Source organism: Streptomyces sp. P9(2023), from assembly GCF_032436795.1.
In the GTDB taxonomy this organism is placed as follows: Bacteria; Actinomycetota; Actinomycetes; order Streptomycetales; family Streptomycetaceae; genus Streptomyces.
Genome location: NZ_JAUPWM010000007.1, coordinates 166,117 through 187,684 on the forward strand (window position 1 = coordinate 166,117; position 21,568 = coordinate 187,684).

Annotated in this window: 26 protein-coding genes, 1 tRNA gene and 1 riboswitch; of the genes, 14 read left to right on the plus strand and 13 right to left on the minus strand. The window is 69.3% G+C overall.

From position 1 onward, the window contains the following. The first annotated feature begins 21 nt into the window (after positions 1 to 21). Positions 22 to 585, plus strand: coding sequence for an HD domain-containing protein (locus Q5762_RS13065; protein ID WP_399495043.1), 564 nt, complete (start codon positions 22 to 24; stop codon positions 583 to 585). Here the strand turns inward: Q5762_RS13065 and Q5762_RS13070 are convergent. Both Q5762_RS13070 and Q5762_RS13075 read right to left on the minus strand, forming a co-directional pair. After that, positions 573 to 1,040 carry an NUDIX domain-containing protein gene (locus tag Q5762_RS13070; protein ID WP_315892209.1) on the minus strand — a complete coding sequence of 156 codons (468 nt, stop codon included), beginning with the start codon at positions 1,038 to 1,040 and terminating at the stop codon, positions 573 to 575. The genes Q5762_RS13065 and Q5762_RS13070 overlap by 13 nt on opposite strands. Continuing rightward, positions 1,027 to 1,800, minus strand: a complete 774-nt coding sequence (locus tag Q5762_RS13075) for an XRE family transcriptional regulator (protein ID WP_315892327.1) — start codon at positions 1,798 to 1,800, stop codon at positions 1,027 to 1,029. The genes Q5762_RS13070 and Q5762_RS13075 overlap by 14 nt, the downstream gene beginning before the upstream one ends. A 95-nt stretch (positions 1,801 to 1,895) precedes the next feature. On the opposite strand from Q5762_RS13075, the gene Q5762_RS13080 reads away from it, so the two are divergent. The 6 genes from Q5762_RS13080 to Q5762_RS13105 all read left to right on the plus strand — a co-directional run bounded on the left by Q5762_RS13080 (position 1,896) and on the right by Q5762_RS13105 (position 5,844). Next, positions 1,896 to 2,621 carry a haloacid dehalogenase-like hydrolase gene (locus Q5762_RS13080; RefSeq protein WP_315892210.1) on the plus strand — a complete coding sequence of 242 codons (726 nt, stop codon included), beginning with the start codon at positions 1,896 to 1,898 and terminating at the stop codon, positions 2,619 to 2,621. A 73-nt stretch (positions 2,622 to 2,694) separates the two neighbouring features. Further along, positions 2,695 to 3,597 (plus strand): radical SAM protein, encoded by a 903-nt coding sequence (locus Q5762_RS13085; protein ID WP_315892211.1) that lies wholly within the window; start codon positions 2,695 to 2,697, stop codon positions 3,595 to 3,597. Then, complete coding sequence (locus Q5762_RS13090) at positions 3,590 to 4,231, plus strand: hypothetical protein (protein ID WP_315892212.1); 642 nt, start codon at positions 3,590 to 3,592, stop codon at positions 4,229 to 4,231. Before Q5762_RS13085 ends, Q5762_RS13090 begins: the two co-directional genes overlap by 8 nt. Beyond that, a complete protein-coding gene (locus Q5762_RS13095) occupies positions 4,149 to 4,805 on the plus strand; it encodes an SAM-dependent methyltransferase (RefSeq protein WP_315892213.1) in 657 nt (218 codons plus the stop codon). The genes Q5762_RS13090 and Q5762_RS13095 overlap by 83 nt, the downstream gene beginning before the upstream one ends. A gap of 16 nt (positions 4,806 to 4,821) precedes the next feature. Then, positions 4,822 to 5,391 (plus strand): class IV adenylate cyclase, encoded by a 570-nt coding sequence (locus Q5762_RS13100; protein ID WP_315892214.1) that lies wholly within the window; start codon positions 4,822 to 4,824, stop codon positions 5,389 to 5,391. Between the two features lie 150 nt (positions 5,392 to 5,541). Further along, positions 5,542 to 5,844: a hypothetical protein gene (locus tag Q5762_RS13105; protein ID WP_315892215.1), complete on the plus strand. Its 303-nt coding sequence runs from the start codon at positions 5,542 to 5,544 to the stop codon at positions 5,842 to 5,844. Between the two features lie 157 nt (positions 5,845 to 6,001). Here the strand turns inward: Q5762_RS13105 and Q5762_RS13110 are convergent, their stop codons facing one another. The 4 genes from Q5762_RS13110 to Q5762_RS13125 form a co-directional block, all read right to left on the minus strand. After that, complete coding sequence (locus Q5762_RS13110; RefSeq protein ID WP_315892216.1) at positions 6,002 to 7,306, minus strand: DUF445 domain-containing protein; 1,305 nt, start codon at positions 7,304 to 7,306, stop codon at positions 6,002 to 6,004. 17 nt (positions 7,307 to 7,323) lie between these two features. After that, positions 7,324 to 8,346, minus strand: coding sequence for an ATP-binding cassette domain-containing protein (locus Q5762_RS13115; protein WP_315892217.1), 1,023 nt, complete (start codon positions 8,344 to 8,346; stop codon positions 7,324 to 7,326). Between the two features lie 9 nt (positions 8,347 to 8,355). Beyond that, positions 8,356 to 9,132: an ABC transporter permease gene (locus Q5762_RS13120; RefSeq protein ID WP_315892328.1), complete on the minus strand. Its 777-nt coding sequence runs from the start codon at positions 9,130 to 9,132 to the stop codon at positions 8,356 to 8,358. Positions 9,133 to 9,301: 169 nt separating this feature from the next. After that, positions 9,302 to 10,102, minus strand: a complete 801-nt coding sequence (locus tag Q5762_RS13125; RefSeq protein WP_315892329.1) for an ABC-2 family transporter protein — start codon at positions 10,100 to 10,102, stop codon at positions 9,302 to 9,304. Positions 10,103 to 10,277: 175 nt separating this feature from the next. On the opposite strand from Q5762_RS13125, the gene Q5762_RS13130 reads away from it, so the two are divergent. Beyond that, the gene (locus Q5762_RS13130) at positions 10,278 to 12,632 is read left to right on the plus strand and encodes a transglycosylase domain-containing protein (protein ID WP_315892218.1); all 2,355 of its coding nucleotides are present in this window, start codon (positions 10,278 to 10,280) and stop codon (positions 12,630 to 12,632) included. On the opposite strand, the gene Q5762_RS13135 is transcribed toward Q5762_RS13130, so the two are convergent. From Q5762_RS13135 to Q5762_RS13145, 3 genes are all read right to left on the minus strand, one after another. Next, the gene (locus tag Q5762_RS13135) at positions 12,626 to 12,946 is read right to left on the minus strand and encodes a multidrug efflux SMR transporter (RefSeq protein ID WP_315892219.1); all 321 of its coding nucleotides are present in this window, start codon (positions 12,944 to 12,946) and stop codon (positions 12,626 to 12,628) included. The genes Q5762_RS13130 and Q5762_RS13135 overlap by 7 nt on opposite strands. 34 nt (positions 12,947 to 12,980) lie before the next feature. Further along, a riboswitch (guanidine-III (ykkC-III) riboswitch) is annotated at positions 12,981 to 13,060 on the minus strand. Between the two features lie 46 nt (positions 13,061 to 13,106). Beyond that, positions 13,107 to 13,445, minus strand: coding sequence for a co-chaperone GroES (locus tag Q5762_RS13140; RefSeq protein WP_260229654.1), 339 nt, complete (start codon positions 13,443 to 13,445; stop codon positions 13,107 to 13,109). Between the two features lie 91 nt (positions 13,446 to 13,536). Further along, entirely contained in the window at positions 13,537 to 13,857 is a 321-nt protein-coding gene (locus tag Q5762_RS13145) for a DUF3618 domain-containing protein (protein ID WP_315892220.1), read from the minus strand. 120 nt (positions 13,858 to 13,977) lie between these two features. Here Q5762_RS13145 and bcp point away from each other — a divergent pair, with 120 nt between their 5' ends. From bcp to Q5762_RS13165, 4 genes are all read left to right on the plus strand, one after another. Continuing rightward, a complete protein-coding gene (bcp, locus tag Q5762_RS13150; RefSeq protein ID WP_315892221.1) occupies positions 13,978 to 14,445 on the plus strand; it encodes a thioredoxin-dependent thiol peroxidase in 468 nt (155 codons plus the stop codon). 150 nt (positions 14,446 to 14,595) lie between these two features. Beyond that, positions 14,596 to 15,237 carry an HNH endonuclease signature motif containing protein gene (locus Q5762_RS13155; RefSeq protein WP_315892330.1) on the plus strand — a complete coding sequence of 214 codons (642 nt, stop codon included), beginning with the start codon at positions 14,596 to 14,598 and terminating at the stop codon, positions 15,235 to 15,237. Continuing rightward, a complete protein-coding gene (locus tag Q5762_RS13160) occupies positions 15,234 to 15,911 on the plus strand; it encodes an HNH endonuclease signature motif containing protein (RefSeq protein WP_315892222.1) in 678 nt (225 codons plus the stop codon). The genes Q5762_RS13155 and Q5762_RS13160 overlap by 4 nt, the downstream gene beginning before the upstream one ends. Positions 15,912 to 15,931: 20 nt before the next feature. Next, positions 15,932 to 16,015 (plus strand) — tRNA-Leu (locus Q5762_RS13165). A 43-nt stretch (positions 16,016 to 16,058) separates the two neighbouring features. Here the strand turns inward: Q5762_RS13165 and rdgB are convergent. From rdgB to Q5762_RS13185, 4 genes are all read right to left on the minus strand, one after another. Then, positions 16,059 to 16,661, minus strand: a complete 603-nt coding sequence (rdgB, locus tag Q5762_RS13170) for an RdgB/HAM1 family non-canonical purine NTP pyrophosphatase (RefSeq protein ID WP_315892223.1) — start codon at positions 16,659 to 16,661, stop codon at positions 16,059 to 16,061. A gap of 8 nt (positions 16,662 to 16,669) precedes the next feature. Continuing rightward, on the minus strand, positions 16,670 to 17,026 hold the full coding sequence (locus Q5762_RS13175) for a hypothetical protein (RefSeq protein ID WP_315892331.1): 357 nt from the start codon (positions 17,024 to 17,026) through the stop codon (positions 16,670 to 16,672). A 166-nt stretch (positions 17,027 to 17,192) separates the two neighbouring features. Further along, the gene (gene rph / locus Q5762_RS13180; RefSeq protein WP_315892224.1) at positions 17,193 to 17,924 is read right to left on the minus strand and encodes a ribonuclease PH; all 732 of its coding nucleotides are present in this window, start codon (positions 17,922 to 17,924) and stop codon (positions 17,193 to 17,195) included. Between the two features lie 233 nt (positions 17,925 to 18,157). Beyond that, positions 18,158 to 18,391: a PTS glucose/sucrose transporter subunit IIB gene (locus tag Q5762_RS13185; protein WP_315892225.1), complete on the minus strand. Its 234-nt coding sequence runs from the start codon at positions 18,389 to 18,391 to the stop codon at positions 18,158 to 18,160. A gap of 236 nt (positions 18,392 to 18,627) precedes the next feature. On the opposite strand from Q5762_RS13185, the gene Q5762_RS13190 reads away from it, so the two are divergent. Next, positions 18,628 to 19,929 carry a PTS transporter subunit EIIC gene (locus Q5762_RS13190; RefSeq protein ID WP_315892226.1) on the plus strand — a complete coding sequence of 434 codons (1,302 nt, stop codon included), beginning with the start codon at positions 18,628 to 18,630 and terminating at the stop codon, positions 19,927 to 19,929. A 276-nt stretch (positions 19,930 to 20,205) separates the two neighbouring features. Beyond that, positions 20,206 to 21,471 (plus strand): PTS transporter subunit EIIC, encoded by a 1,266-nt coding sequence (locus Q5762_RS13195; protein ID WP_315892227.1) that lies wholly within the window; start codon positions 20,206 to 20,208, stop codon positions 21,469 to 21,471. The last annotated feature ends 97 nt before the right edge of the window (positions 21,472 to 21,568 follow it).

The window sequence follows — 21,568 nt, forward strand, 5'->3', positions numbered from 1 at the left end:
AGTCAGATGAGGGGCAGGGCATTGGATGAACCTCTGGCGGAATGGGCGTTCCGAGTAGCCGAGGTGGAACTCGGCGCGGTTCTACCGCGACGATGGGCGCACTCCCGGGGCGTCGAACGTCGAGCGGTCGGTCTCGGTCACGTGCTGCGGGGGGACGCCGACCTGCTGGTGGCTGCGGCCGTGCTGCATGACGTCGGTTACGCGCCCCGGCTCGCGGTGACCGGGTTTCACCCGCTCGATGGTGCCCGGTTCCTCCGTGACGAGCACGGGGCGGACGAGCGGCTGGTGCGGCTGGTTGCGAACCATTCGTTCGCCTTGCTGGAGGCCGAGGAGCGCGGGCTACGCGACGAGTTGGAGGCGGAGTTCCCGCTGCTGGGCGAACCACTGCTGGTGGACGCGCTCGTGTATTGCGACATGACGACCACGCCCGACGGCCGCCGGACCACCGCGCAGGAACGGGTCACGGAGATCCTGGGCCGCTATGGGGCCGACAGCGTCGTCGGGCGGTTCATCCGACGCGCGGCGCCGGAGGTCTTCTCCTCCGTGGAGCGGGTGGAGGCGGCGCTGGCGGCTCAGCCCAGGTAGGGGTAGGTGCCGGCGAGGTAGTCGCCGATCTGCTGGCGCATGCTGGGGTGGATGTCGTACTGGTCGAGGTCTGATGGCTTCACGAAGCGGACGCCGTCGGCCTCGTCGTTGATCGTGGGCTCGCCGCCGACGGGGCGGCCGATGTAGGTGTTCTCGTACTGCTGGCGGATCTCGCCGTCGGTGTAGGCGACGATGTGATTCGGGTTGGTGTAGACGCCGAGGAAGCCCGTGATCTCGGCGATGATGCCGGTCTCCTCCAGGCATTCCCGTACCGCGCACTGTGCCGCCGTCTCGCCGATGTCCTGAGCTCCGCCCGGGAGCGCCCACTGGCCGGTGTCGCGGCGGCGCTGGAGCAGGATCGCGCCGCTGTCGTCGACGACGAGCAGGTTGCTGGCGGGGATGAGAGTGTTCGCCTTCGGAGCGGCGGGGTCGTTGTAGTACTCAGTCCTGCCCATGCGCGGCGGTCCCCTCCTGGTCGGGTGTCCAGGGCCGTGCGCCGGCCCAGACGGCTTCGAAGCTTTGAGCGTAGTTGTCGAACCACCCTGTGCCGTCGGCCCTATTGAGGTGGAGCAGGGGGTTGGCGCTGGCCGGCTGGCCCCACACGTGCGGGTTGACCAGCAGGTTGTCGTCGTAGCGGAACAGGGACGTGTAGAGCGTGGTGTCGTGCAGCCGCACTTCGCATCCGGTCTCGGCCAGCAGGAGGCGGTAGTACGTCAGGGAGGCCCTGATCTTGGCGGCCAGGGTGTCTCCGATTCCCTCTTCTCGGCCCCGGATGACGACTGCCTGGCCCTCCGGGTCGCCGAAGCACAGCCGTACTCGGACGCCGTCCGCGGCGCGCTCGACCAGCATCTTGGCGACATGCGGGTTGGACTGCGCGAAGAAGGTACCGGAGAAGACAAGGACGCCGATCTCCTCCCGAGCCTCCCGGAGCAGAGAGATCCACATGTCCCGCGGGACACTCGCGCGGTTCTGGTAGGTGCCGACGAGCTCGGTGCCTAATCCGTCACCAGGCCGCGCTGCCCGCCGTGGCGGGGCGGGCCAGAGGAACGTCTCCTCCACCCTCAGGTGGCCTGCGACCCGAAAACGGTGCCGCGGGTGGGGAACGCGACCGCCGAGCCACCGACTTACCGTCTTGGGGTCCACCTCGCAGACTTCCGCGAGCGATTCGGGTGAGACGCCGCGCTGGGCGAGTACGGAGTGCAGTCGCTCGTTCACAGAGGCCATGGAAGCGGCGGCCGGCGTGATCACGCAAGGACGTTATGGGACGTTCTCGTGGGACCTCTGTCGCGTCACGTACCTACCCTGGCGGCATGGAGCTCATCGTCCTGTGGGACATCGACCACACCCTCATCGAGAACGCGGGGGTGAGTAAGGATATCTACGCGGCTGCCTTCTCGGCACTCGCGGGACGCCGACCGAACGGGCCGGCGCACACGGAGGGGCGTACGGATCGCCTGATCATGCGCGACATGTTCCTCCGAGACGGTCTGCCGGAGCCGGACTGGCCCGCCGTCGAGGCCGCCCTCGCCCATGCGGGAGAGGAGCGTCTCGGCGATCTCCGGGTACGGGGGACCGCGCTGCCAGGCGTACGCGCAGCACTCAAGGCGGCTTCCGCACATGACGACTGGATTTCCTCGGTCCTGACCGGCAACATCGCCGCCAACGCCCGCGTGAAGCTGTCCGCCTTCGGCCTCGATCCCCTCCTGGACCTGTCCGTCGGCGCTTACGGCGCTGACGCTGAGCTCCGTCCCGACCTCGTAGCGGTCGCCCGCCAGCGGGCCCGGCGGCTCTACGACGTGCCAGCCGACGTGCCCGCCGTACTGGTGGGGGACACACCACGAGACGTTGAGGCCGCCCTCGCCACAGAATCCGGGATCGTCGCGGTCGCCTCGGGCATCCACAGCACCGAGGAACTGGCCGCCGCCGGCGCCTCCGTGGTCCTTCCGGATCTCTCGGACACCGCCCAACTTCTCAGGTTGCTGGAGACCTTCGCGGTGCACGGGAAACGTCCCAGGACGTCCTTGGGCTGTCCCTAGACGCGGTAATGCGGTCCCCTGACGCTCGGCCACTATCAGGGCTCCCATCAGGCAACCAGCCCAAGGAGCCCACGTGATCGGCGAAGTCACCGGGATCCGGAAGATCCGGATGCTGTACCTCCAGCTGCTGTACCGCTGCAACTTCGAGTGCGCCCACTGCTTCCACGGCAAGAGGCTCCAGCACGCCGACGCCTTCACCGCCGAGCAGGCCGTCAGCCTCCTCACCCTGATGCGCGAGCAGTACGGCACCGAGGCCGTCACCCTGCTCGGCGGGGAGCCGTTCGTCTACAAGGACCTCACCCAGGTCGTCCGGTACGCCAAGGAGGAACTGGGGCAGCGGGTCGAGATCTGCACGAACGGGTACCGGATCGAGCGCCGCCTGAACGAGATCGCTCCCCACCTGGACCTGTTGCGCGTCTCCTTGGAAGGGATCGGCTCGACCAACGACCGTATCCGCAAGCCCGGCAGCTACCAGAGCGCGCTCGAGGCCCTCGCCCTCGCCCGACGGCTCGGTGTCCCCACCGGGGTCACCATGACGGTCACCTCCCAGAACATCGACGAAGTGCTTCCCCTGGCCCGAACCCTCTCGCGCCTCGGCGTGCGCCAGCTGAAGCTGCACCACCTGCGGGCGGTCGGCAACGCCGCAGACCACCCCGAGCTGCTGGTCACCAACCCGACCGCCTACGGCAGGCTCCGCGAGGAACTCCAGACGGCCGAACTGTCCATCGAAGTGATCGTCGACGAGGACCTGTCCGAGCACGGCGCCCCGGATATCTGCGCTCCGGCCGACAGCCCGGGTGAGATCGAACGGATCGAGGCCGACCCGCGCGGCGCGCTCACCATGTCCTGCAAGGCAGTCGGCAAGGACTCGCACGCGTTCTGGTACGAGAAGTCCGCCAACCACATCGTCCACCGGCCTTCCGCCACGGACGAGCTCACGCTCGCGGTGCCGGACGTGGTGTACGTCCGTGCCTGACCATCCGCTGTTCGAGAGCCTCGAAGGCTTACGGGGAACCGGCAAGTCGACCATCGCGCCGAGGCTGGCCGAGGCCCGTCAGGCCGTCCTCGTCCCCACCGTGCCACCCGTCTTCCAGCCCCTGAGACATGAGGTGGACAGGCGGAGGAACGTCGAGGCGCGGATGTGCCTCTACCTCTCCGCGCTGTTCACTGCGGCCGACGAGATACGGCGCCACCTTACGGCCGGCGTCCCCGTCGTCGTGGAGAGCTATTTCGCCCGCTGCCTGGCCAACCACCGCGCCCTCGGGGCCGGCCTCGGCATCACGCTGCCGCCCACCCTGCCCCGGCCCGTCACCTACCACCTCGTCTGCGCCGAGGACGAGCGCCAGCGCCGCCTCTCCGCAAGGGACAAGTCGGTCTCCCACTGGGACGTCCTCGTCGAGACCGTCACGGACCGGGTGATCGACGCCTACGCCACGTTCCCGATGCACCGCGTGGACACCACGGACCTCAGCCCCGACGAGGTCCTCCAGGCGATCATCGCCACCGACACGCAAGGAGCACACTCCCGTGCAGACACAGAGCCTGTGGGAGCACACCCTCACCTTCTTCCCCCAGTTCCTCGCCACGCTGAGGGAGCGGGTTGCACCTGACGCCACTGTCGCGGTCGTCGGAGCGAGCGACGGCAAGTTCGTCCTGCCGCTCGCCGCCGCCGGATACCGCGTCATCGCCATCGAACGCGACGCACTCGCCCTGCACGGTGGCCAGGTCCACCTCCCGGGTGACAATCGCGCCCACGCGATGGGCCTGATCGACCGACTCAAGCTCGAAGAGTTCTACGGCCAAGTGCGGGTCGTAGAAGAGGACTTCCTTCAGGGCGAGCCCCTGAGCATCCCGTGCGACGCGATCTGGACCAGCTGCTCGTGGCACTACAGTGCCAACCACCATCGCCCGCTCGCCGAGTTCGTCGATCGCATGCAGCGTCTGGTCTGTCCGGGCGGGCTGTTCGGCGCGGAGTTCATGATGCCCGTCGAGAAGCGCCACCACCTGGTCGAGCACTACACCTCCCCCGAACGCTTGCGGCAGCACTTCATCGGCGACTGGGACGTGCTGCTCACGCTGCGCACGAACGAGTTCACCGAGCGGGCGCACATCGGCCGGCCCCAGGACCACACCCACCGCATGGGCCTGCTCCTCGCGGCCCGAACGCCCACCCTCCCCCACTGATACGGAAGAAGGACTCATGAAGCACGAGTACGAGGCGAAGTTCCTGGCCGTCGACGTCGCCGGCCTTCAGGCGAAGCTCACCACCCTCGGCGCCGTCCAGGCGTTCCCGCGCACCCTTCTCACCCGCAAGATTTTCGAGAACGACGCCCTCGACGGTGGCGCGTGGCTCCGACTGCGTGACGAGGGCACCCGCTCGACTCTCACGCTGAAGCAGGTCACCGACGCCACGACGATCGACGGCACCACCGAGATCGAGACCGAGGTCACCGACCTGCACGCGATGGCCGACATCCTCCGCCGCCTCGGCCTCACCGAGGTCCGCTACCAGGAGAACTACCGCGAAGAGTGGCGCCTGGACGAGGTCGCCTTCGACTTCGACACCTGGCCCGACCTCCCTACGTTCCTGGAGATCGAAGGTCCCGATGAGGCATCGGTCCGCAAGGCCGCCGCCTCGCTTGGACTCGATTACTCCGAAGCCCGGTTCGGCAGCGTCGACGAGATCTACAAGAGCGAAGCCGGGCGCGACATCCTGGCCGAGCCCACCCTCCTCTTCACCGACGCGGAGCATCAGGTGGCCCCTGCGTGAGGAGCGGAGCCTGGGGCGAGCCGGAGGCGTGTGCTTCTGGTGGTGGCCGCCCTTCTCCGAGTGTGGCCGCACCAGAGCCCGCGAGGGACGGGCGGCCCGAGTGCCCGCGTTACGCTCGGCTCAAGACCCGTACTTCGGAAAGGCGCCCCCATGCCCCGCATCCCCTCCCCCGCCATAGCCGCTGCCGGGCTCGTCGGTGGTTACGCCGTTGCTCGGTGGACCAAGAAGCGGCCCCTCGGTGGGGTCGTCCTGGCTGCTGCCGGTGGGCTCGCCGTGCGGGAGTGGCAGCAGGTGGCGGGTGGCAAGGCTGCCGCCGGGCTCGGTGCTGCGTACGTCGCCGCGTTCGCCGGATCGCATCCGCTCGCCAAGAAGGTCGGGTCCTGGCCGGCTGTGTTCTCCGTGGCCGGGGCCATGGCCGGGGCCTCCTGGGCCGTCACCCGGAACAAGGGCTGAACGCCCCCGCCCTCCGCTCCGTATTACTCGTTGCCCTCCCCATGAGCGCTGGGCGGGCGAGGCCCCTACCCCTACCCGCCCAGCGCGCCCCCTCCCGGCCTCAGCGCCCGAGCGCGTCCCCTCCCGCCTCAGCGCCCGGGCACACCCCATCCCCGCCTCAGGCGCCCAAGCCGTGGCTCACCACATAAATCAGCAAGCCCGCCAACGCGCCCACCACCGTGCCGTTGATGCGGATGAACTGGAGGTCGCGGCCGATGTTCGCCTCGATCTTCTTCGACGTCTGGTCCGCGTCCCAGCCCGCCACCGTGTCGCTGATCAGGGACGTGATCTCGTCCCGGTACGTCGTCACCACGTACGCCGCCGCGTCCTCCGCCCAGCCCTCGACCTTCGTCTGCAGGCGGGCGTCCGTCACCAGGCGGCCGCCGAGCGAGATCAGAGACGCCCTCGCGCGCAGGCGGAGCTGGCTGCGGTCGTCCTCCGCCGCCGCGATGATCATGCCGCGCACCGACGACCACGCCGACGCGATGATGTCCTGGACCTCCGGGCGCGCCAGCAGGTCCGCCTTCAGGCGCTCCACCTTGGCCCGGGTCTCCGTGTCCCCCTGGAGGTCCGCCGCGAAGTCCGTCAGGAAGCGGTCGATCGCGCCCCGCGCCGGGTGCGCGGGCATGTCCCGCATCTCCGTCACGAAGCGCAGCAGCTCCTTGTAGACCCGCTCGCCCACCCTCCGGTCCACGAAACGCGGCGTCCAGCCCGGCGCCCCGCCCTGGACCGCGTCCATCACCGATTCCCCGTGGAAGACCAGCCAGTCGTGCGCCCGCGCGCACACCAGGTCCACCGCCCTGTGGTGCGCCCCGTCCGTGACGATCTTCTCCAGCGTCTTGCCGATGCCCGGCGCGACCTCCGCCGCCTCGGCCCGCCGCGTGATCGCCTCGCCCACCACCGCCTGCACGTCCGAGTCCCTCAGGACCGTCAGGGCGCCCCGGAGAGCCGTCGACAGCTCGCGCGTCACTCTGTCCGCGTGGTCCGGGTCCGCCAGCCACGCCCCCAGCCGGCCCGCGATGCCCAGCGCGTGCAGCCTTCCCCGTACGACATCAGCCGACAGGAAGTTCTCGCCCACGAACGAGCCCAGCGTCGCCCCCAGCTGGTCCTTCTTCGTCGGGATGATCGCCGTGTGCGGGATCGGCAGGCCCAGCGGGCGCCGGAACAGCGCCGTCACCGCGAACCAGTCCGCCAGCGCGCCCACCATCCCGGCCTCCGCCGCGGCCGCCACATAGCCCGTCCACGCACCCCAGCCCGCGGTCTCCGCCCAGGTCGCCAGCGCGTAGATCACAGCGACGACGACCAGCAAGCCCGTGGCCAGCGTCTTCATCCTGCGCACCCCGCGGTGACGCTCCGCGTCCGCCGCCGTGTACGAGAACGCCACCAGCGGCGGCCGCCGCGACTCGCTCTTCGTCTCGCTCATCACCCCACCTCCCTACATCACTGACTTTCCGGACGCACCTCAAGTTCCCGACGCCCGCCCCTTTCTCCGCCCCTTTCTCCGACCCTCTCCCCGTACATCTTCGCGATCACCGCCTCGATGTCCGGCTCCCGCACCGACAGATCCACCAGCGGATACCGCTCCGCCACCGCCGCCACCAACGGCGCCGCCGACGCGGAGGACGGGAACGCCAGCCACTGCCTCGGGCCCTCCGACCGGATAAAACGTGCCCCTGGCAGGTCGATCGGCGGAAGCGCCCGTTCCAGGTCCACCATCAGCGTCCGCTCGCTCCCCCCGTCAGAGCCCGCCTCGTGCAGGCCCGCCAGCTCCCCGTCGTACATCAGCCTGCCGTGGTCGATCACCATCACCCGGCTGCACAGCTGCTCGATGTCCGTCAGGTCGTGGGTCGTCAGCAGCACCGTCGTGCCCCGGTCCGCGTTCAGCTCGCGCAGGAACTCCCGTACCCGCGCCTTCGACACCACGTCGAGGCCGATCGTCGGCTCGTCCAGGTACAGCACGTCCGGATCGTGCAGCAGCGCCGCCGCGATGTCGCCGCGCATCCGCTGGCCCAGCGACAGCTGCCGCACCGGTACGTCCAGGAGTTCGCCCAGTTCAAGCAGTTCCACGCAGCGCGCCAGGTTCTCCGCGTACCTGTCATCCGGGATCCGGTACATCCGGTGCATCAAGCGGTACGAGTCCTTCAGCGGCAGGTCCCACCAGAGCGTCGTCCGCTGCCCGAACACCACCCCGATCCGCTGCGCGAGCCGCCTCCGCTCCCGCGCCGGATCGATCCCCGCGACCCGCAGCCGGCCCCCGCTCGGCGTCAGGATGCCCGTCAGCATCTTGATCGTGGTCGACTTCCCCGCGCCGTTCGGGCCGATGTAGCCGACCATCTCGCCCCGCTCCACCCCGAAGCTGATCCCGTCGACCGCCCGCACCTCCCGCCTCTCCCGGCGCAGCAGTCCCGTCTTCCGGCGCACCGCGAAGACCTTCTCCACCCCGTCCAGCTCGATGAACCTCATTCAGCCGCCTCAACTTCCCGTACTTCGGTACGCCCGCAGTCCCGCCCGCCACGCCAGCCCCGCAAGCCCGCAACACACCACCGCCACCAGCGGCGACCCGAACGCCGTCCACCCCGGCACCCCCGCCGGCGCCTCCCGGCCCAGGACGTACAGCGCAGGCAGCCAGTTCACGAACGCCAGCGGTACGACGTACACGACACCCCGCACCAGGTCCTGCGCGAAGATCGTCGGCGGGTACTGGAGCAGCGTGTTCCCGCCGTACGTGAACGAGTTCGTCACCTCCGCCGCGTCCTGCGCCCAGAACAGCGCCGACGCCCCCACCACCATCACCGCCGCGAAGATCACCGCGCCGCTGACCAGCATCACCGGCAGCAGAACCACCTTCGCCGCCGTCCACTCCACGTCCACGATCAGCAGCGCCCAGACCAGGACGAACCCGCCCTGCATCACCCGCCCCAGCCGTCGCAGCGCGAACTTGTCCGCCGCCACCTGCGCGAGCACCGGCGCCGGGCGCATCAGGAACACGTCCAGTGAGCCGTCCCGCACCCTCCGCCCCATCCGCTGCACCGATCCCATCGTCAGGTCCGCGATACCGAAGGACGTGCTGGTCGTCCCGTACAGGAAGGCGACCTCCGCGAAGGAGAAGCCGCCGAGTCCCTCCACCTGACCGAACATCAGCAGGATCACGACGAAGTCGAAGAGCGTGACCGTGAAGGAGGAGAAGAGGGTCAGCGCGAAGGACGTGCGGTACGTCATCGTCGAGCGGATCCACATCCCCGCCACCATCCGGTACGTACGCCAGGCATCCCCGAGCCTCCCGTCCGTACGCCAGGCATCGCTCGGCCTCCCGTCCGTACGCCAGGCATCGCTCGGCCTCCCGTCCGGACGCCAGGCATCGCTCGGCCTCCCGTCCGTACGCCACGACTCGACCGGCACAGTCGAGTCGGAGTCACCGTCAGCCACCCTGCACCACCACCTTCCGCGTCGCCAGCGCCTGCGCCAGCCGCCCCGCCGCCAGCAGCACCGCCGCCCAGGCCAGCTGGAAGGCGTACGCCCCGGCCAGCCCCCACCCCTCGTACTTCTCCAGGTACACATCCGCCGGGATCTGCAGCATCGACGCCCACGGCAGCACCCGCGCCACCTCCCCCAGCACGCCCGGGAAGACGTTCAGCGGCAGCAGCATCCCCGAGAAGAACAGTCCGCCCAGCCACGCCACCTGCACCACCCCCTGACCGTCCATCAGCCAGAACGCGGACATCGCGACCAGGTACCAGACCGCGAAACTGACCGTCGAGCCGAGCGCGATCGCCAACACGAACGCGAGCCAGGTCGCCGGCCGCTCCGGCAGCCGGAAGTCGAAGACGACCGACCCGACCGCCATCGGCACCACCCCGCGCGCGAGCAACTGGTACGCCGACCGGCCCGCGTTGGCCGAGAACCACCAGCCCTGGAGGTCCGCGGGGCGGTACAGGTCCACCGCGATGTCACCCGTACGGATCCGCTCGATCAGCTCGTCCTCGAACCCGCCGCCCATCAGCCCGCACACCGTGAGCAGCCCCTGGCCGATCCACACATAGGCGAGCGCGTCCGCCATGTCGTAGCCACCCAGCTGGGGCCGTTCGTCCCACAGGGCGATATAGGTGTACGACAGGATGAAGCCGAAGACGGTGTTGGTGAACACCCCCGCCGCCGTCGCCATCCGGTACGTGGCATGGCGCCGGAACCCACCCGCGGCCACCGTCCCGTACAGCCGCAGCATCCCAGGTCCCTTCCTCCACGACCTGATGCCCCGTTGGCACCAAAGCGCACGACCCTAGCGGCCCGCACTCCGCCACCGCGAGTGCTTTTCGAGTCGCATTACATAGCTTTTGTCCTGTTACGTGCACTATGGGGAGGCCATGCCTCCTTCATCCGGTACGGGAGCCCCAGACATGAGCGATGCCCAGCCAGATCGTCCCCACCGGCCCGGCTGGGCGCCCAGGGACCCCACCGTCCCCCCGCCACCCCGCCGTCGGCGCCGCTCCCGCCCCCGGCGCATCCTGCGCGCGCTCTTCGGCACGCTCCTGCTCGCCGCCCTGACGCTCGCCGGCGGCTTCCTCGCCGGCTACCTGCTCGTCGACATCCCGCCCGCCAACGCCGCCGCGACCGCCCAGTCCAATGCCTATCTCTACCGGGACGGCACCCCCATCGCCCGCGACGGCGAGGTCAACCGCGAGAACATCCGCCTCGCCCGGGTCCCGCTCGCCGTCCGGCACGCCGTACTCGCGGCCGAGGACCGCGACTTCTCCACGGCGCCCGCCGTCGACCCCCGGGCCATGGTCCGCGCCGCCTGGAACACCCTCACCGGCAAGGGCCGCCAGTCCGGCTCCACCATCACCCAGCAGTACGTCAAGAACTACTACCTGGGCCAGGAACAGACCGTCACCCGCAAGGTGAAGGAGTTCTTCATCGCGATCAAACTCAACCGCGAGAAGAGCAAGGACCAGATTTTCGAGGGGTACCTGAACACCAGTTACTTCGGCCGCAACGCCTACGGCATCCAGGCCGCCGCCCGTGCCTACTACGGCAAGGACGCCGCCGACCTCGACACCGCCGAAGGCGCGTACCTCGCCTCGCTCCTCAAGGCCCCCAGCGCCTACGACGTCGCCACCTACCCAGAGAACCGGGCCAAGGCGCTCGCCCGCTGGCACTACGTCCTGGACGGCATGGTCAAGGAGAGGTGGCTCTCCCGCGCCGAACGGGCCGCCGCCGCCTTCCCGACCCCGCAGACCGCCCGCCCCGCCACCGGGCTCGCCGGACAGCGCGGCTACCTCGTCCAGGCCGTCGAGGAGTACCTCACCACCAACGGCGTCCTCGACGAGAAGACCCTCGCCGCCGGCGGCTACCGCATCACCACCACCCTGGAGAAGGAGAAGCAGGACGCCTTCGTCACCGCCGTCGACGAGCAGGTCATGTCCCGGCTCGACCCGGCGCAGAACCCCGTCGACCGGTTCGTACGGGTCGGCGGCGCGGCCATCGACCCGGCGAGCAGCCGCGTCGTCGCCCTGTACGGCGGCATCGACTACACCAAGCAGTACGTCAACAACGCCACCCGCCGCGACTACCAGGTCGGCTCCACCTTCAAGCCCTTCGTCCTCGCCGCCGCCCTCCAGAACGCCTCGCTCACCCAGTACGGCGAGCCGATCACCCCGAACACGTACTACGACGGCACCGACAAGCGCCCCGTGCAGGGCTGGACCGGAGCGCTCTACGCCCCCGCCAACGAGGACGACGCCTCGTACGGCGACATCACCGTCCGGACCGCCACCGACAGCTCGGTCAACGCCGTGTACGCGCAGATGGCCGTGGACGTCGGGCCCGCGAAGGTCAAGGAGACCGCCGTCGCCCTCGGCCTGCCCGCCCGCACCCCCGACCTGAAGCCCTCCCCCTCCATCGCGCTCGGCCCGGCCACCGCGAGCGCCCTCGACCTGGCCGAGGCGTACGCCACCCTCGCCAACCACGGCCGCCACGGCACGTACACCCTCGTCGAGGAGGTCACCAAGGACGGCGAGGCCCTCAACCTGCCGGATGCCGGCGGCCGGCAGGCGGTGAGCAGGGAGGCCGCCGACACGACGACGGCGGTCCTGCGGAGCGTCGTGGAGAGCGGTACGGGAACGGCGGCGCTGGCGGCCGGGCGACCCGCGGCGGGCAAGACGGGCACGGCCGAGGACGACAAGGCCGCCTGGTTCGCGGGCTACACCCCGGACCTCGCGACGGTGGTCACGATGATGGGCCAGGACCCGGAGTCGGGCGAGCAGAAACCGCTCTACGGGGCGCTGGGGCTGCCCCGGATCAACGGGGGCGGGGCGCCCGCGGAGGTCTGGGCCCAGTTCACCCGGGAGGCGCTGGCGGGAACGGAGCCGCGGGAGTTCGAACTCCAGCTGGGCGAAGGCGCGGAGGAGTGGCTGGCACCGCTCGATCCCGCACAGCCGGGCATGCCGGCCGAGGGGGACGAGGGCCAGGCCCACGAGCGGGGACCGGAGGAGGAGACGGCACAGGCGGGCCCGGAACGCCCGCGACGCCCGGGACAGGGAGAGGGGCCGGGGCAGGGACCGGGGCAGGGACGGGGTCCGGGACAGGAGCAGGCTCCTGGCGCTGATCCGAGGCCGGGCCCCGGCCCCGACACGGGCTTCGCCCCGGTCCCCGACATCGGCCCCGACATCGGCCCTGAGACCGGCCCCGGCCCCGGCCAGCCACTGCCCCCGCCGTCGCCGCTGCCCCTACCGCTTCCGCTGCCGGGTCAGTGACCCGAGGTCGCCTTCAGGCCGACCACGGCCACCAGCAGCAGACAGACGAAGAAGATCCGGGCGGCGGTCGCCGGCTCACCGAGCACCACCATGCCGAGCACCGCCGCACCGGCCGCGCCGATACCGACCCAGACGCCGTACGCGGTACCGATCGGCAGCGTCTTGGCGGCGTGCGACAACAGCATCATGGAGGCGACGATCCCGAGGCCCGTGAAGACGCTCGGCCAGAGACGGGTGAACCCGTCCGTGTACTTCATGCCGATCGACCAGCCGACCTCGAGCAGACCGGCAACGATGAGAAGGACCCAGGCCATGACGACGAACACCTCCGCGAGACAGAACAACAGGGGTGCGTCGTCTTTGCCTGTGGTGCGTGGGGCCCGGTACGGCGCGTCTCGTCGGGTGTCTCCACAGTAGCAAAGAACAGACAAAAGGCCTGGTGACACCGGTCACCAGGCCTCAAGGACGAACTTGCTACAGGTACAGCCCGGTGGTGTCCTTGGACCCCTCGAACCGGTCCGCGGCGACCGCGTGCAGGTCGCGCTCCCGCATCAGTACGTACGCGACGCCCCGCACCTCCACCTCGGCGCGGTCCTCGGGGTCGTACAGGACCCGGTCACCGGTCTCGACCGTACGGACGTTCTGGCCGACCGCGACGACCTCGGCCCAGGCCAGCCGACGGCCGACGGCGGCGGTCGCCGGGATCAGGATGCCGCCGCCGGAGCGCCGCTCCCCCTCGGGGGAGTCGGTCCGGACCAGGACGCGGTCGTGCAGCATCCGGATGGGCAGCTTGTCGTGGGTGTTGTCGCTCACGGTCCGAACCTACCTGCCCGGGGCCGTAGGCCGTACTCGGGAGGGGACAACCCGGGGCGTCCCCGGCTCATCCCCCGCGTCATCCCCGGCGTCATCCCCCGCGCTTGCGCGCGGAAACGGCGAGCAGCCCGACGAGGGCCACGGCGACGAGCGCCACCGGAACCACCCGCTCCAGCCGCGGCGCGCCGTCCTCGTGCGTGAAGCGGGCCTTCACATCCGAGACGGTCCGGTTGACGGCGGCGAACGCGCGGCCGGCGGTCTGGTCGACCGTGGAGGCGACCCTCGCCTTCGCGTCGCCGACGATGGTCTTCGGGTGCACCCGAATGCCGATCTCGTCGAGAGTTGCGGCGAGCTGGTCGCGCCGGCGGACGATGTCCGCCTCGATCTGCGCAGGGGTCCTGGCGTCCGACACCGCGCTGCCTCCGTAGTCGTAATCGGTCCTTGACGGACAGTCTCTCAGTTTCTGGGTCCGCGGTCTGTCTCAGGCCCCCATTAGGCTCGGGTGTGTACGCCCAGACACCCGAGGAGAGCCATGAGCGAGCGACTTCAGCCCGGCGACACCGCCCCCGCCTTCACCCTGCCCGACGCGGACGGCAACGAGATATCGCTCGCGGACCACAAGGGCCGCAAGGTCATCGTCTACTTCTACCCGGCGGCGCTCACCCCGGGCTGCACCAAGCAGGCCTGCGACTTCACGGACAACCTGGACCTGCTGGCGGGCGCCGGCTACGACGTCATCGGCGTGTCGCCGGACAAGCCGGAGAAGCTGGCGAAGTTCCGCGAGCAGGAGCACCTGAAGGTCACGCTGGTCGGCGACCCGTCGAAGGAGACGCTGGAGGCGTACGGCGCGTTCGGCGAGAAGAAGCTGTACGGCAAGGTGGTGACGGGCGTGATCCGCTCGACGATCGTGGTGGACGAGGACGGCAAGGTCGAACGCGCGCTGTACAACGTGAAGGCGACGGGCCACGTCGCCAAGATCATCAAGGACCTGGGCATCTGACGATCCCGCGCCGGAACGGCCCGCACCGCTCTTCGGAAGCGGCGCGGGCCGTTCCGCATTTCGAACGCGCTATGACGTGACCGTCCGATATTCGGCTCGTTACTCCGTACGAGACCACGAACAGGTGGCCGGGGCGGAGGGGTCATGGGGATGCCGGAAAGTCCGTACACGCGGGAACGGCTCGCGGCAGCGGCGAGCACGTCACGCACGCTGTCGGAGGCGCTGGGGAAGCTGGGGGTGGATCCGAAGGGTGGGTCGCGGCGGTATGTGAGGGACCGGATGCGGAGGCTGGGGGTGGACACGTCGCACTTCGAGCGGGAGGGGGCGAAGTGGACGCGGGAGGTCCTTGAGCCGGTGGTTGCGGTGTCGACGAGCGTGAACGAGGTTCTGCGGCGGCTGGGCCTCGACCTCGTCGGCGGCCATCACACGAACATCAGCCGCCGCATCAAGGCCTACGGCATCGACACCTCGCACTTTCGGCCTCCGCCCAAGGCGGGCAGGAGCGTCCGAAAGGCCACTCCCGAGGCCCTGCTCATCGAACAGGTTCCGAGCCAAGCTCGACGGGTCCCGGGCAGTCGTCTGAAGGCCGCACTCAGGTCGACGGGTGTCACCGAGCACTGCGCCCTCTGCGGGATCGAACCGACGTGGCTCGGATACCCGCTCCCGCTTGAGGTCGATCACATCGACGGAAACTGGCGCAACAACCGCATCGAGAACCTACGGCTCCTCTGCCCTAACTGCCACTCGACGACAGACACGTACCGGGGACGAGCGAAGGGGCGCCGCGCATGAGCGAGGGAGTCCGCTACACACGGGAGCGGCTGATCGAGGCCGCCGCTAAATGCAGTGACATCGAGGAGGTCATCGCCTTCTTCGGCACGCGACCGTACGGGCGCTTGCGCCAATATCTGTGGCGCCGATTCGCGCACTACGGAATCGATGTCTCGCATCTCCATCGACGTGGCTACCGCAGGAGCGGCCCCCGTCCGACGGCTGCCGAACTCGCCCGTGCCGTGGCTGGTTCAATTTCCCTCGCGGAGACCCTGCGCCGCCTGGGCAGACCGGAGAGCTCAAGCCAGAAGGAGTCCCTGAAGCAGTGGATCGCCGAGGATCGCCTCTCGACGGCACACTTCCTGGGGCAAGCTCATCAGGCCGCCAAGCCCGGAACGAATCCACCGCGCAAGGCCGTGGATCTACTGGTGAAGCACGACGGCAAGTACCGAACCAAGTCCGCCCACCTGCGTCGCGCCCTCTCCGAGATCGGTGTTCCGGAGCGGTGCACGATGTGCGGCACCGAACCCGCATGGCTGGGCAAGCCCATGACGCTGGAGGTCGATCACATCGACGGCGACTGGAGCGACGACCGCGCCGAGAACCTGCGGCTGCTGTGCCCCAACTGTCACGCAGTCACCGATACCTGGTGCCGAGGCGGACGCCGACGTACCCCTCAAGCGAACGCGGGGTGACCGCTACCATGGCCGTGCACGCGGCCGTGTTGTAACTGGCAGCCAAGCGGCGTTTAGATCGCCGTGGGAGAAATCCCGTGTGGGTTCGAATCCCACCGGCCGCACACGTGCAGAGGGGCCGCCCGACATTGGGCGGCCCCTCTCGTGTCAGCCCAACAGCTCCCGCACCACCGGTACCAGCGCCCTGAACGCCTTCCCCCTATGGCTGATCGCGTTCTTCTCCTCCGGGGACAGCTGCGCGCACGTCACCTCGTAGCCGTCCGGCTGGAGGATCGGGTCGTAGCCGAAGCCGTTCGTGCCGACGGGGGCGTGGCGCAACACGCCCCGCATGCGGCCCTCGACCACGCGTTCCGTGCCGTCCGGGAGGGCCAGGGCCGCCGCGCAGGCGAAGTGGGCGGCCCTGTGCGTGTCGTCGATGTCGGCGAGCTGGGCCAGGAGCAGGTTCAGGTTGGCGCGGTCGTCGCCGTGGGTGCCGGACCAGCGGGCCGAGAAGATGCCGGGGGCGCCGTTCAGGACGTCGACGCAGAGGCCGGAGTCGTCGGCGACGGCCGGCAGGCCGGTCGCCTGGGCGAGGGCGTGGGCCTTGAGGAGGGCGTTCTCGGCGAAGGTGACGCCGGTCTCCTTCACGTCGGGGATCTCCGGGTACGCGTCCGCGCCGACGAGGTCGTGGGTGAGACCTGCGTCGGCGAGGATCGCGTGGAGTTCGGTGATCTTTCCAGCGTTGCGGGTGGCGAGGATCAGACGGGTCATGCTCCCGATTATCCCGGGGTGCAGACCTTGCCGATCTCGGTGGCCGCGTCCGTGATCGGCGTGATGTCCGGCGTCGCGTCGCCCTCCTTGACGGCCGTACGGACGGTTTCGACGCCCTTCGTGAGGTCGTCCACCGCCTTGGACAGGTCGGCGTTGTCCGTCGTGTCCTTGAGGTTGCCCAGCTCCGTGGAGATGTCGTCCAGGGCCTCGTTGAGCTGCGTCGGGTCGTTCGAGGCGTTGGAGGCGGCCTGCGAGAGCTTGTCGACGCTGGTGGCTATCGCGTCGGCGGTCGCGACACAGTCCAGTGCCTTGTCGAGTGCTCCGCAGCCGACGAGGGTGGTGGTGAGTACGGCTGCCGAGGCCATGGCGAGTGCGAGACGGCGCTTCAAGACGAGTCCTCCCCTGGGGATATGGATGACGGGCGTACGGATGGAATGCCGTACGCCCGTGCCCATGATGACGCCGTGGCGGCCTGGAGAGTTCCGTATCGGGTTCCCTGCCGGGTCCCGACCGGGTCCCTACTGGGCTTCCCTAGAGAGTTCCTTCGAGGGCCTTGCGCTGGATCTCGGCGAGTTCGGCGCAGCCGCCGGACGCGAGGTCGAGGAGGGCGTTGAGCTCCTTGCGGTCGAAGGGCTCGGCCTCGGCGGTGCCCTGGACCTCGACGAAGCGGCCGTCGCCGGTGCAGACGACGTTCATGTCGGTCTCGGCGCGGACGTCCTCCTCGTAACAGAGGTCGAGGAGCGGCTCTCCGTCGACGATGCCGACGCTGACGGCGGCGACGGTGCCGGTGAGCGGCTTGCGGCCGGCCTTGATCAGCTTCTTCTTCTGACCCCAGGCGACGGCGTCGGCGAGGGCGACGTACGCGCCGGTGATGGCGGCGGTGCGGGTGCCGCCGTCGGCCTGGAGGACGTCGCAGTCGAGGACGATGGTGTTCTCGCCGAGGGCCTTGTAGTCGATGACGGCGCGGAGCGAGCGCCCGATGAGGCGGGAGATCTCGTGCGTGCGGCCGCCGATCTTGCCGCGGACGGACTCGCGGTCGCCGCGGGTGTTGGTGGCGCGCGGGAGCATCGAGTACTCGCCGGTGACCCAGCCCTCGCCGCTGCCCTTGCGCCAGCGCGGGACGCCTTCGGTGACGGAGGCGGTGCAGAAGACCTTGGTGTCGCCGAAGGAGATGAGGACGGAGCCCTCTGCGTGCTTGCTCCATCCGCGTTCGATGGTGACGGGGCGGAGCTGTTCGGGGGTACGGCCGTCGATACGAGACATGTCACGAGCGTAGCCGTACGGGGAGGGGGCCCGGAGCCGTACGGGGAGGGAGGCGGGGCCCGCACTGGGAGGGGCCCGGGGCCGTACGGGGAGGGGGCCCGGAGCCGTACGAGACGGGCCGGGGACCGGGCCCCGCGCCGCCCGGGACCGGGGCCCGGCGTCGCGGAAGGGCCGCATACGACGAGGGCCCGGTCCCCTGTCGGACCGGGCCCCCGTCGGAGGGAGTCAGCTGCTCACATCATGTCTTCGATGTCGGCGGCGATCGGGTCGGCGTCGGTGCCGATGACGACCTGGATCGCGGTGCCCATCTTCACGACGCCGTGCGCGCCGGCGGCCTTGAGCGCGGCGTCGTCGACGAGGCTCGGGTCGATGACCTCGGTGCGGAGGCGGGTGATGCAGCCCTCGACCTCTTCGATGTTGTCGATGCCGCCGAGCCCGGCGACGATCTTCTCAGCCTTGCTGGCCATGTCTTTCTCCCTGTCCGTTCCTGTTCCAAGAACGTGAGTCTCGGCGCACCGACGGTCCGCGTTGTCACGGTAACCCACGGTTGGCCCAACTTCGCGAGCGAATGCCCTCGTTCTGCCGAATGATGACGATCACCGGCGGCCTGCCCTCGGCGGGCTCCGGGAGCCTATCGCAACTGGTCTACACCAGTCTGCAACGCGATTCGGGCCCGGTCCGTTCCGGGTATGGGAGGACGCCGATGAGTACGGACAGCCCGGCCGCCGCGCCGAAGAAATCGATCTGGGGCGGCCTCTTCCAAGGGCTGCAGAAGATGGGGCGCAGCCTCCAGCTCCCCATCGCCGTACTGCCGGCGGCCGGCATCCTCAACCGGCTCGGGCAGCCGGACGTCTTCGGCGCCGACGGTCTGGGCTGGGACAACGTCGCCAAGGTGATGGCGGGCGCCGGTGGTGCGCTGCTCGACGGCAATCTGGGGCTGCCCCTGCTGTTCTGCGTCGGTGTGGCGATCGGCCTCGCCAAGAAGGCGGACGGGTCGACGGCGCTCGCGGCGGTCGTCGGCTTCCTCGTCTACTACAACGTGCTGCGCCAGTTCCCCGAGGACTGCCCGCCGGGCACGGCGGACATCAACGGCGGCTGTCTGGCGCCCGAGCAGGCCTTCAGCGATTACACGTACCAGAACCCGGGCGTCTTCGGCGGCATCATCATCGGTCTGCTCGCGGCCTGGTTCTGGCAGCGCTACCACCGGGTGAGGCTGGTGGACTGGCTGGGCTTCTTCAACGGCCGCCGGCTCGTGCCGATCATCATGACCTTCGTCTCGATCGCCTTCGCGTCCCTGTGCCTGTGGGTCTGGCCGCCGATCGGCGACGGCCTCGAGAACTTCAGCGACTGGCTGGTGGGGCTGGGCGCCTGGGGTTCGGGCATCTTCGGTGTCGCCAACCGTGCGCTGCTGGTGATCGGCCTGCACCAGTTCCTGAACGTGCCGATCTGGTTCCAGTTCGGCACCTACGAGCGGCCGGACGGCCAGGTGGTCCACGGCGACATCCCGATGTTCCTCGGGGGCGATCCGGAGGCCGGCCAGTTCCTGACCGGCTTCTTCCCGATCATGATGTTCGCCCTCCCGGCGGCGGCCCTGGCGATCACCCACTGCGCGCGGGCGAGCCGCCGCAAGGAGGTCGGCGGCCTGATGCTGTCGGTCGCCCTGACCTCGTTCGTCACCGGCATCACCGAGCCGATCGAGTACTCGTTCCTCTTCATCGCCCCGGTCCTGTACGCGATCCACGCCGTCCTGACGGGTGTCTCGATGGCCGTGACGTGGGCGCTGGGCGTGAAGGACGGCTTCAGCTTCTCGGCCGGCCTGATCGACTACGTGATCAACTGGAACCTGGCGACGAAACCCTGGCTGATCATTCCGATCGGGCTCGGCTTCGCGGTCGTGTACTACGTGATCTTCCGGTTCGCGATCATCAAGTTCAACCTCCCGACACCGGGCCGCGAGCCGGAGGAAGTGGCGGAGCAGATGGAGCAGGACGTGACCAAGGCGTAGCCGCTCCAGCAGCAGCTTCAGGGCTTTCGCCCCGAGTCCTGACGACGCGCAAGGCCCTCGGACCTGATGGTCCGGGGGCCTTTCGTCGTTCACGCCGCGCGACGGCCCAACCACACAGAATTCGCAGGTTCCTTATCTAAGTGTCACGTGCTAAAACTGGTCTACACCACTCATTGGTGTAGACCACGCGGTCCAGTCCACCGCGTTCCACGAGACGCCGCCGTCACCCCCTTTTCACTGACCTCTGGCGGCGCCTTGCCTTACTGGAGGAAGTTGATGAGTACGGCCACCGCCCAGGCCGCCGCTCCCGCGAAGAAGCGCGGATCCGGCCTGTTCCAGGGCCTGCAGAAGGTCGGTCGCAGCCTGCAGCTGCCGATCGCCGTTCTGCCGGCCGCGGGTATCTTGCTCCGTCTCGGCCAGCCTGATGTCTTCGGCAAGGACGGTCTCGGGTGGGACAAGGTCGCCTCCGTGTTCGCCACGGCCGGTGACGCAGTCTTCGCCAACCTGCCCCTGCTGTTCTGCATAGGCGTGGCCATCGGCTTCGCCAAGAAGGCCGACGGCTCCACCGCCCTGGCCGCCCTCGTCGGCTTCCTGGTCTACAACAACGTCCTCAAGGCCTTCCCGGTCACCGAGGCCGTCGTCAACACCACCGCCAACAAGGGTGTCGACGTCGCCGCGACGTACAACAACCCGGGCGTCCTCGGCGGCATCCTGATGGGTCTGATCTCCGCCGTCCTGTGGCAGAAGTTCCACCGCACCAAGCTGGTCGACTGGCTCGGCTTCTTCAACGGCCGCCGCCTCGTCCCGATCATCATGGCCTTCGTCGGCACCCTCGTCGGTGTCGTCTTCGGCCTGGTCTGGGAGCCCATCGGCAACGGCATCTCCAGCTTCGGCGAGTGGATGACCGGCCTCGGCGCCGGCGGTGCCGGCCTCTTCGGCCTGATCAACCGCGCGCTGATCCCGGTCGGCATGCACCAGTTCGTGAACACCGTCTCCTGGTTCCAGATCGGCGACTTCACCAACGCGGCCGGCGAGGTCGTCCACGGCGACCTGAACCGCTTCTTCGCCGGTGACCCGAGCGCCGGAATCTTCATGTCCGGCTTCTTCCCGATCATGATGTTCGGCCTCCCGGCCGCCGCGATCGCCATCGCCCACGCCGCTCGCCCGGAGCGCCGCAAGGCAGTCATGGGCATGATGGTCTCGCTCGCGCTGACCTCGTTCGTCACCGGCATCACGGAGCCGATCGAGTTCACCTTCATGTTCATCGCTCCGGTGCTGTACGTGATCCACGCGGTCCTCACCGCCATCTCGATGGCCGTGACCTGGGCGCTCGGTGTGCACGCCGGCTTCACCTTCTCGGCAGGCGGGATCGACTACCTGCTGAACTGGAACCTGGCCACGAAGCCCTGGCTGATCATCCCGATCGGTCTGGTCTTCGCCGCGATCTACTACGTGGTCTTCCGCTTCGCGATCACCAAGTTCAACCTCCCCACCCCGGGCCGCGAGTCCGACGAGGAGCTCGAGGACCTCACCAAGGCGTGAGCCTGACGTGACCTCCTAGCTCGTATCTCGTATCTCGTGACGTACGAAGGCCCCCGGAACCGTCCAGGTTCCGGGGGCCTTCGCCGTGGTCCTACGT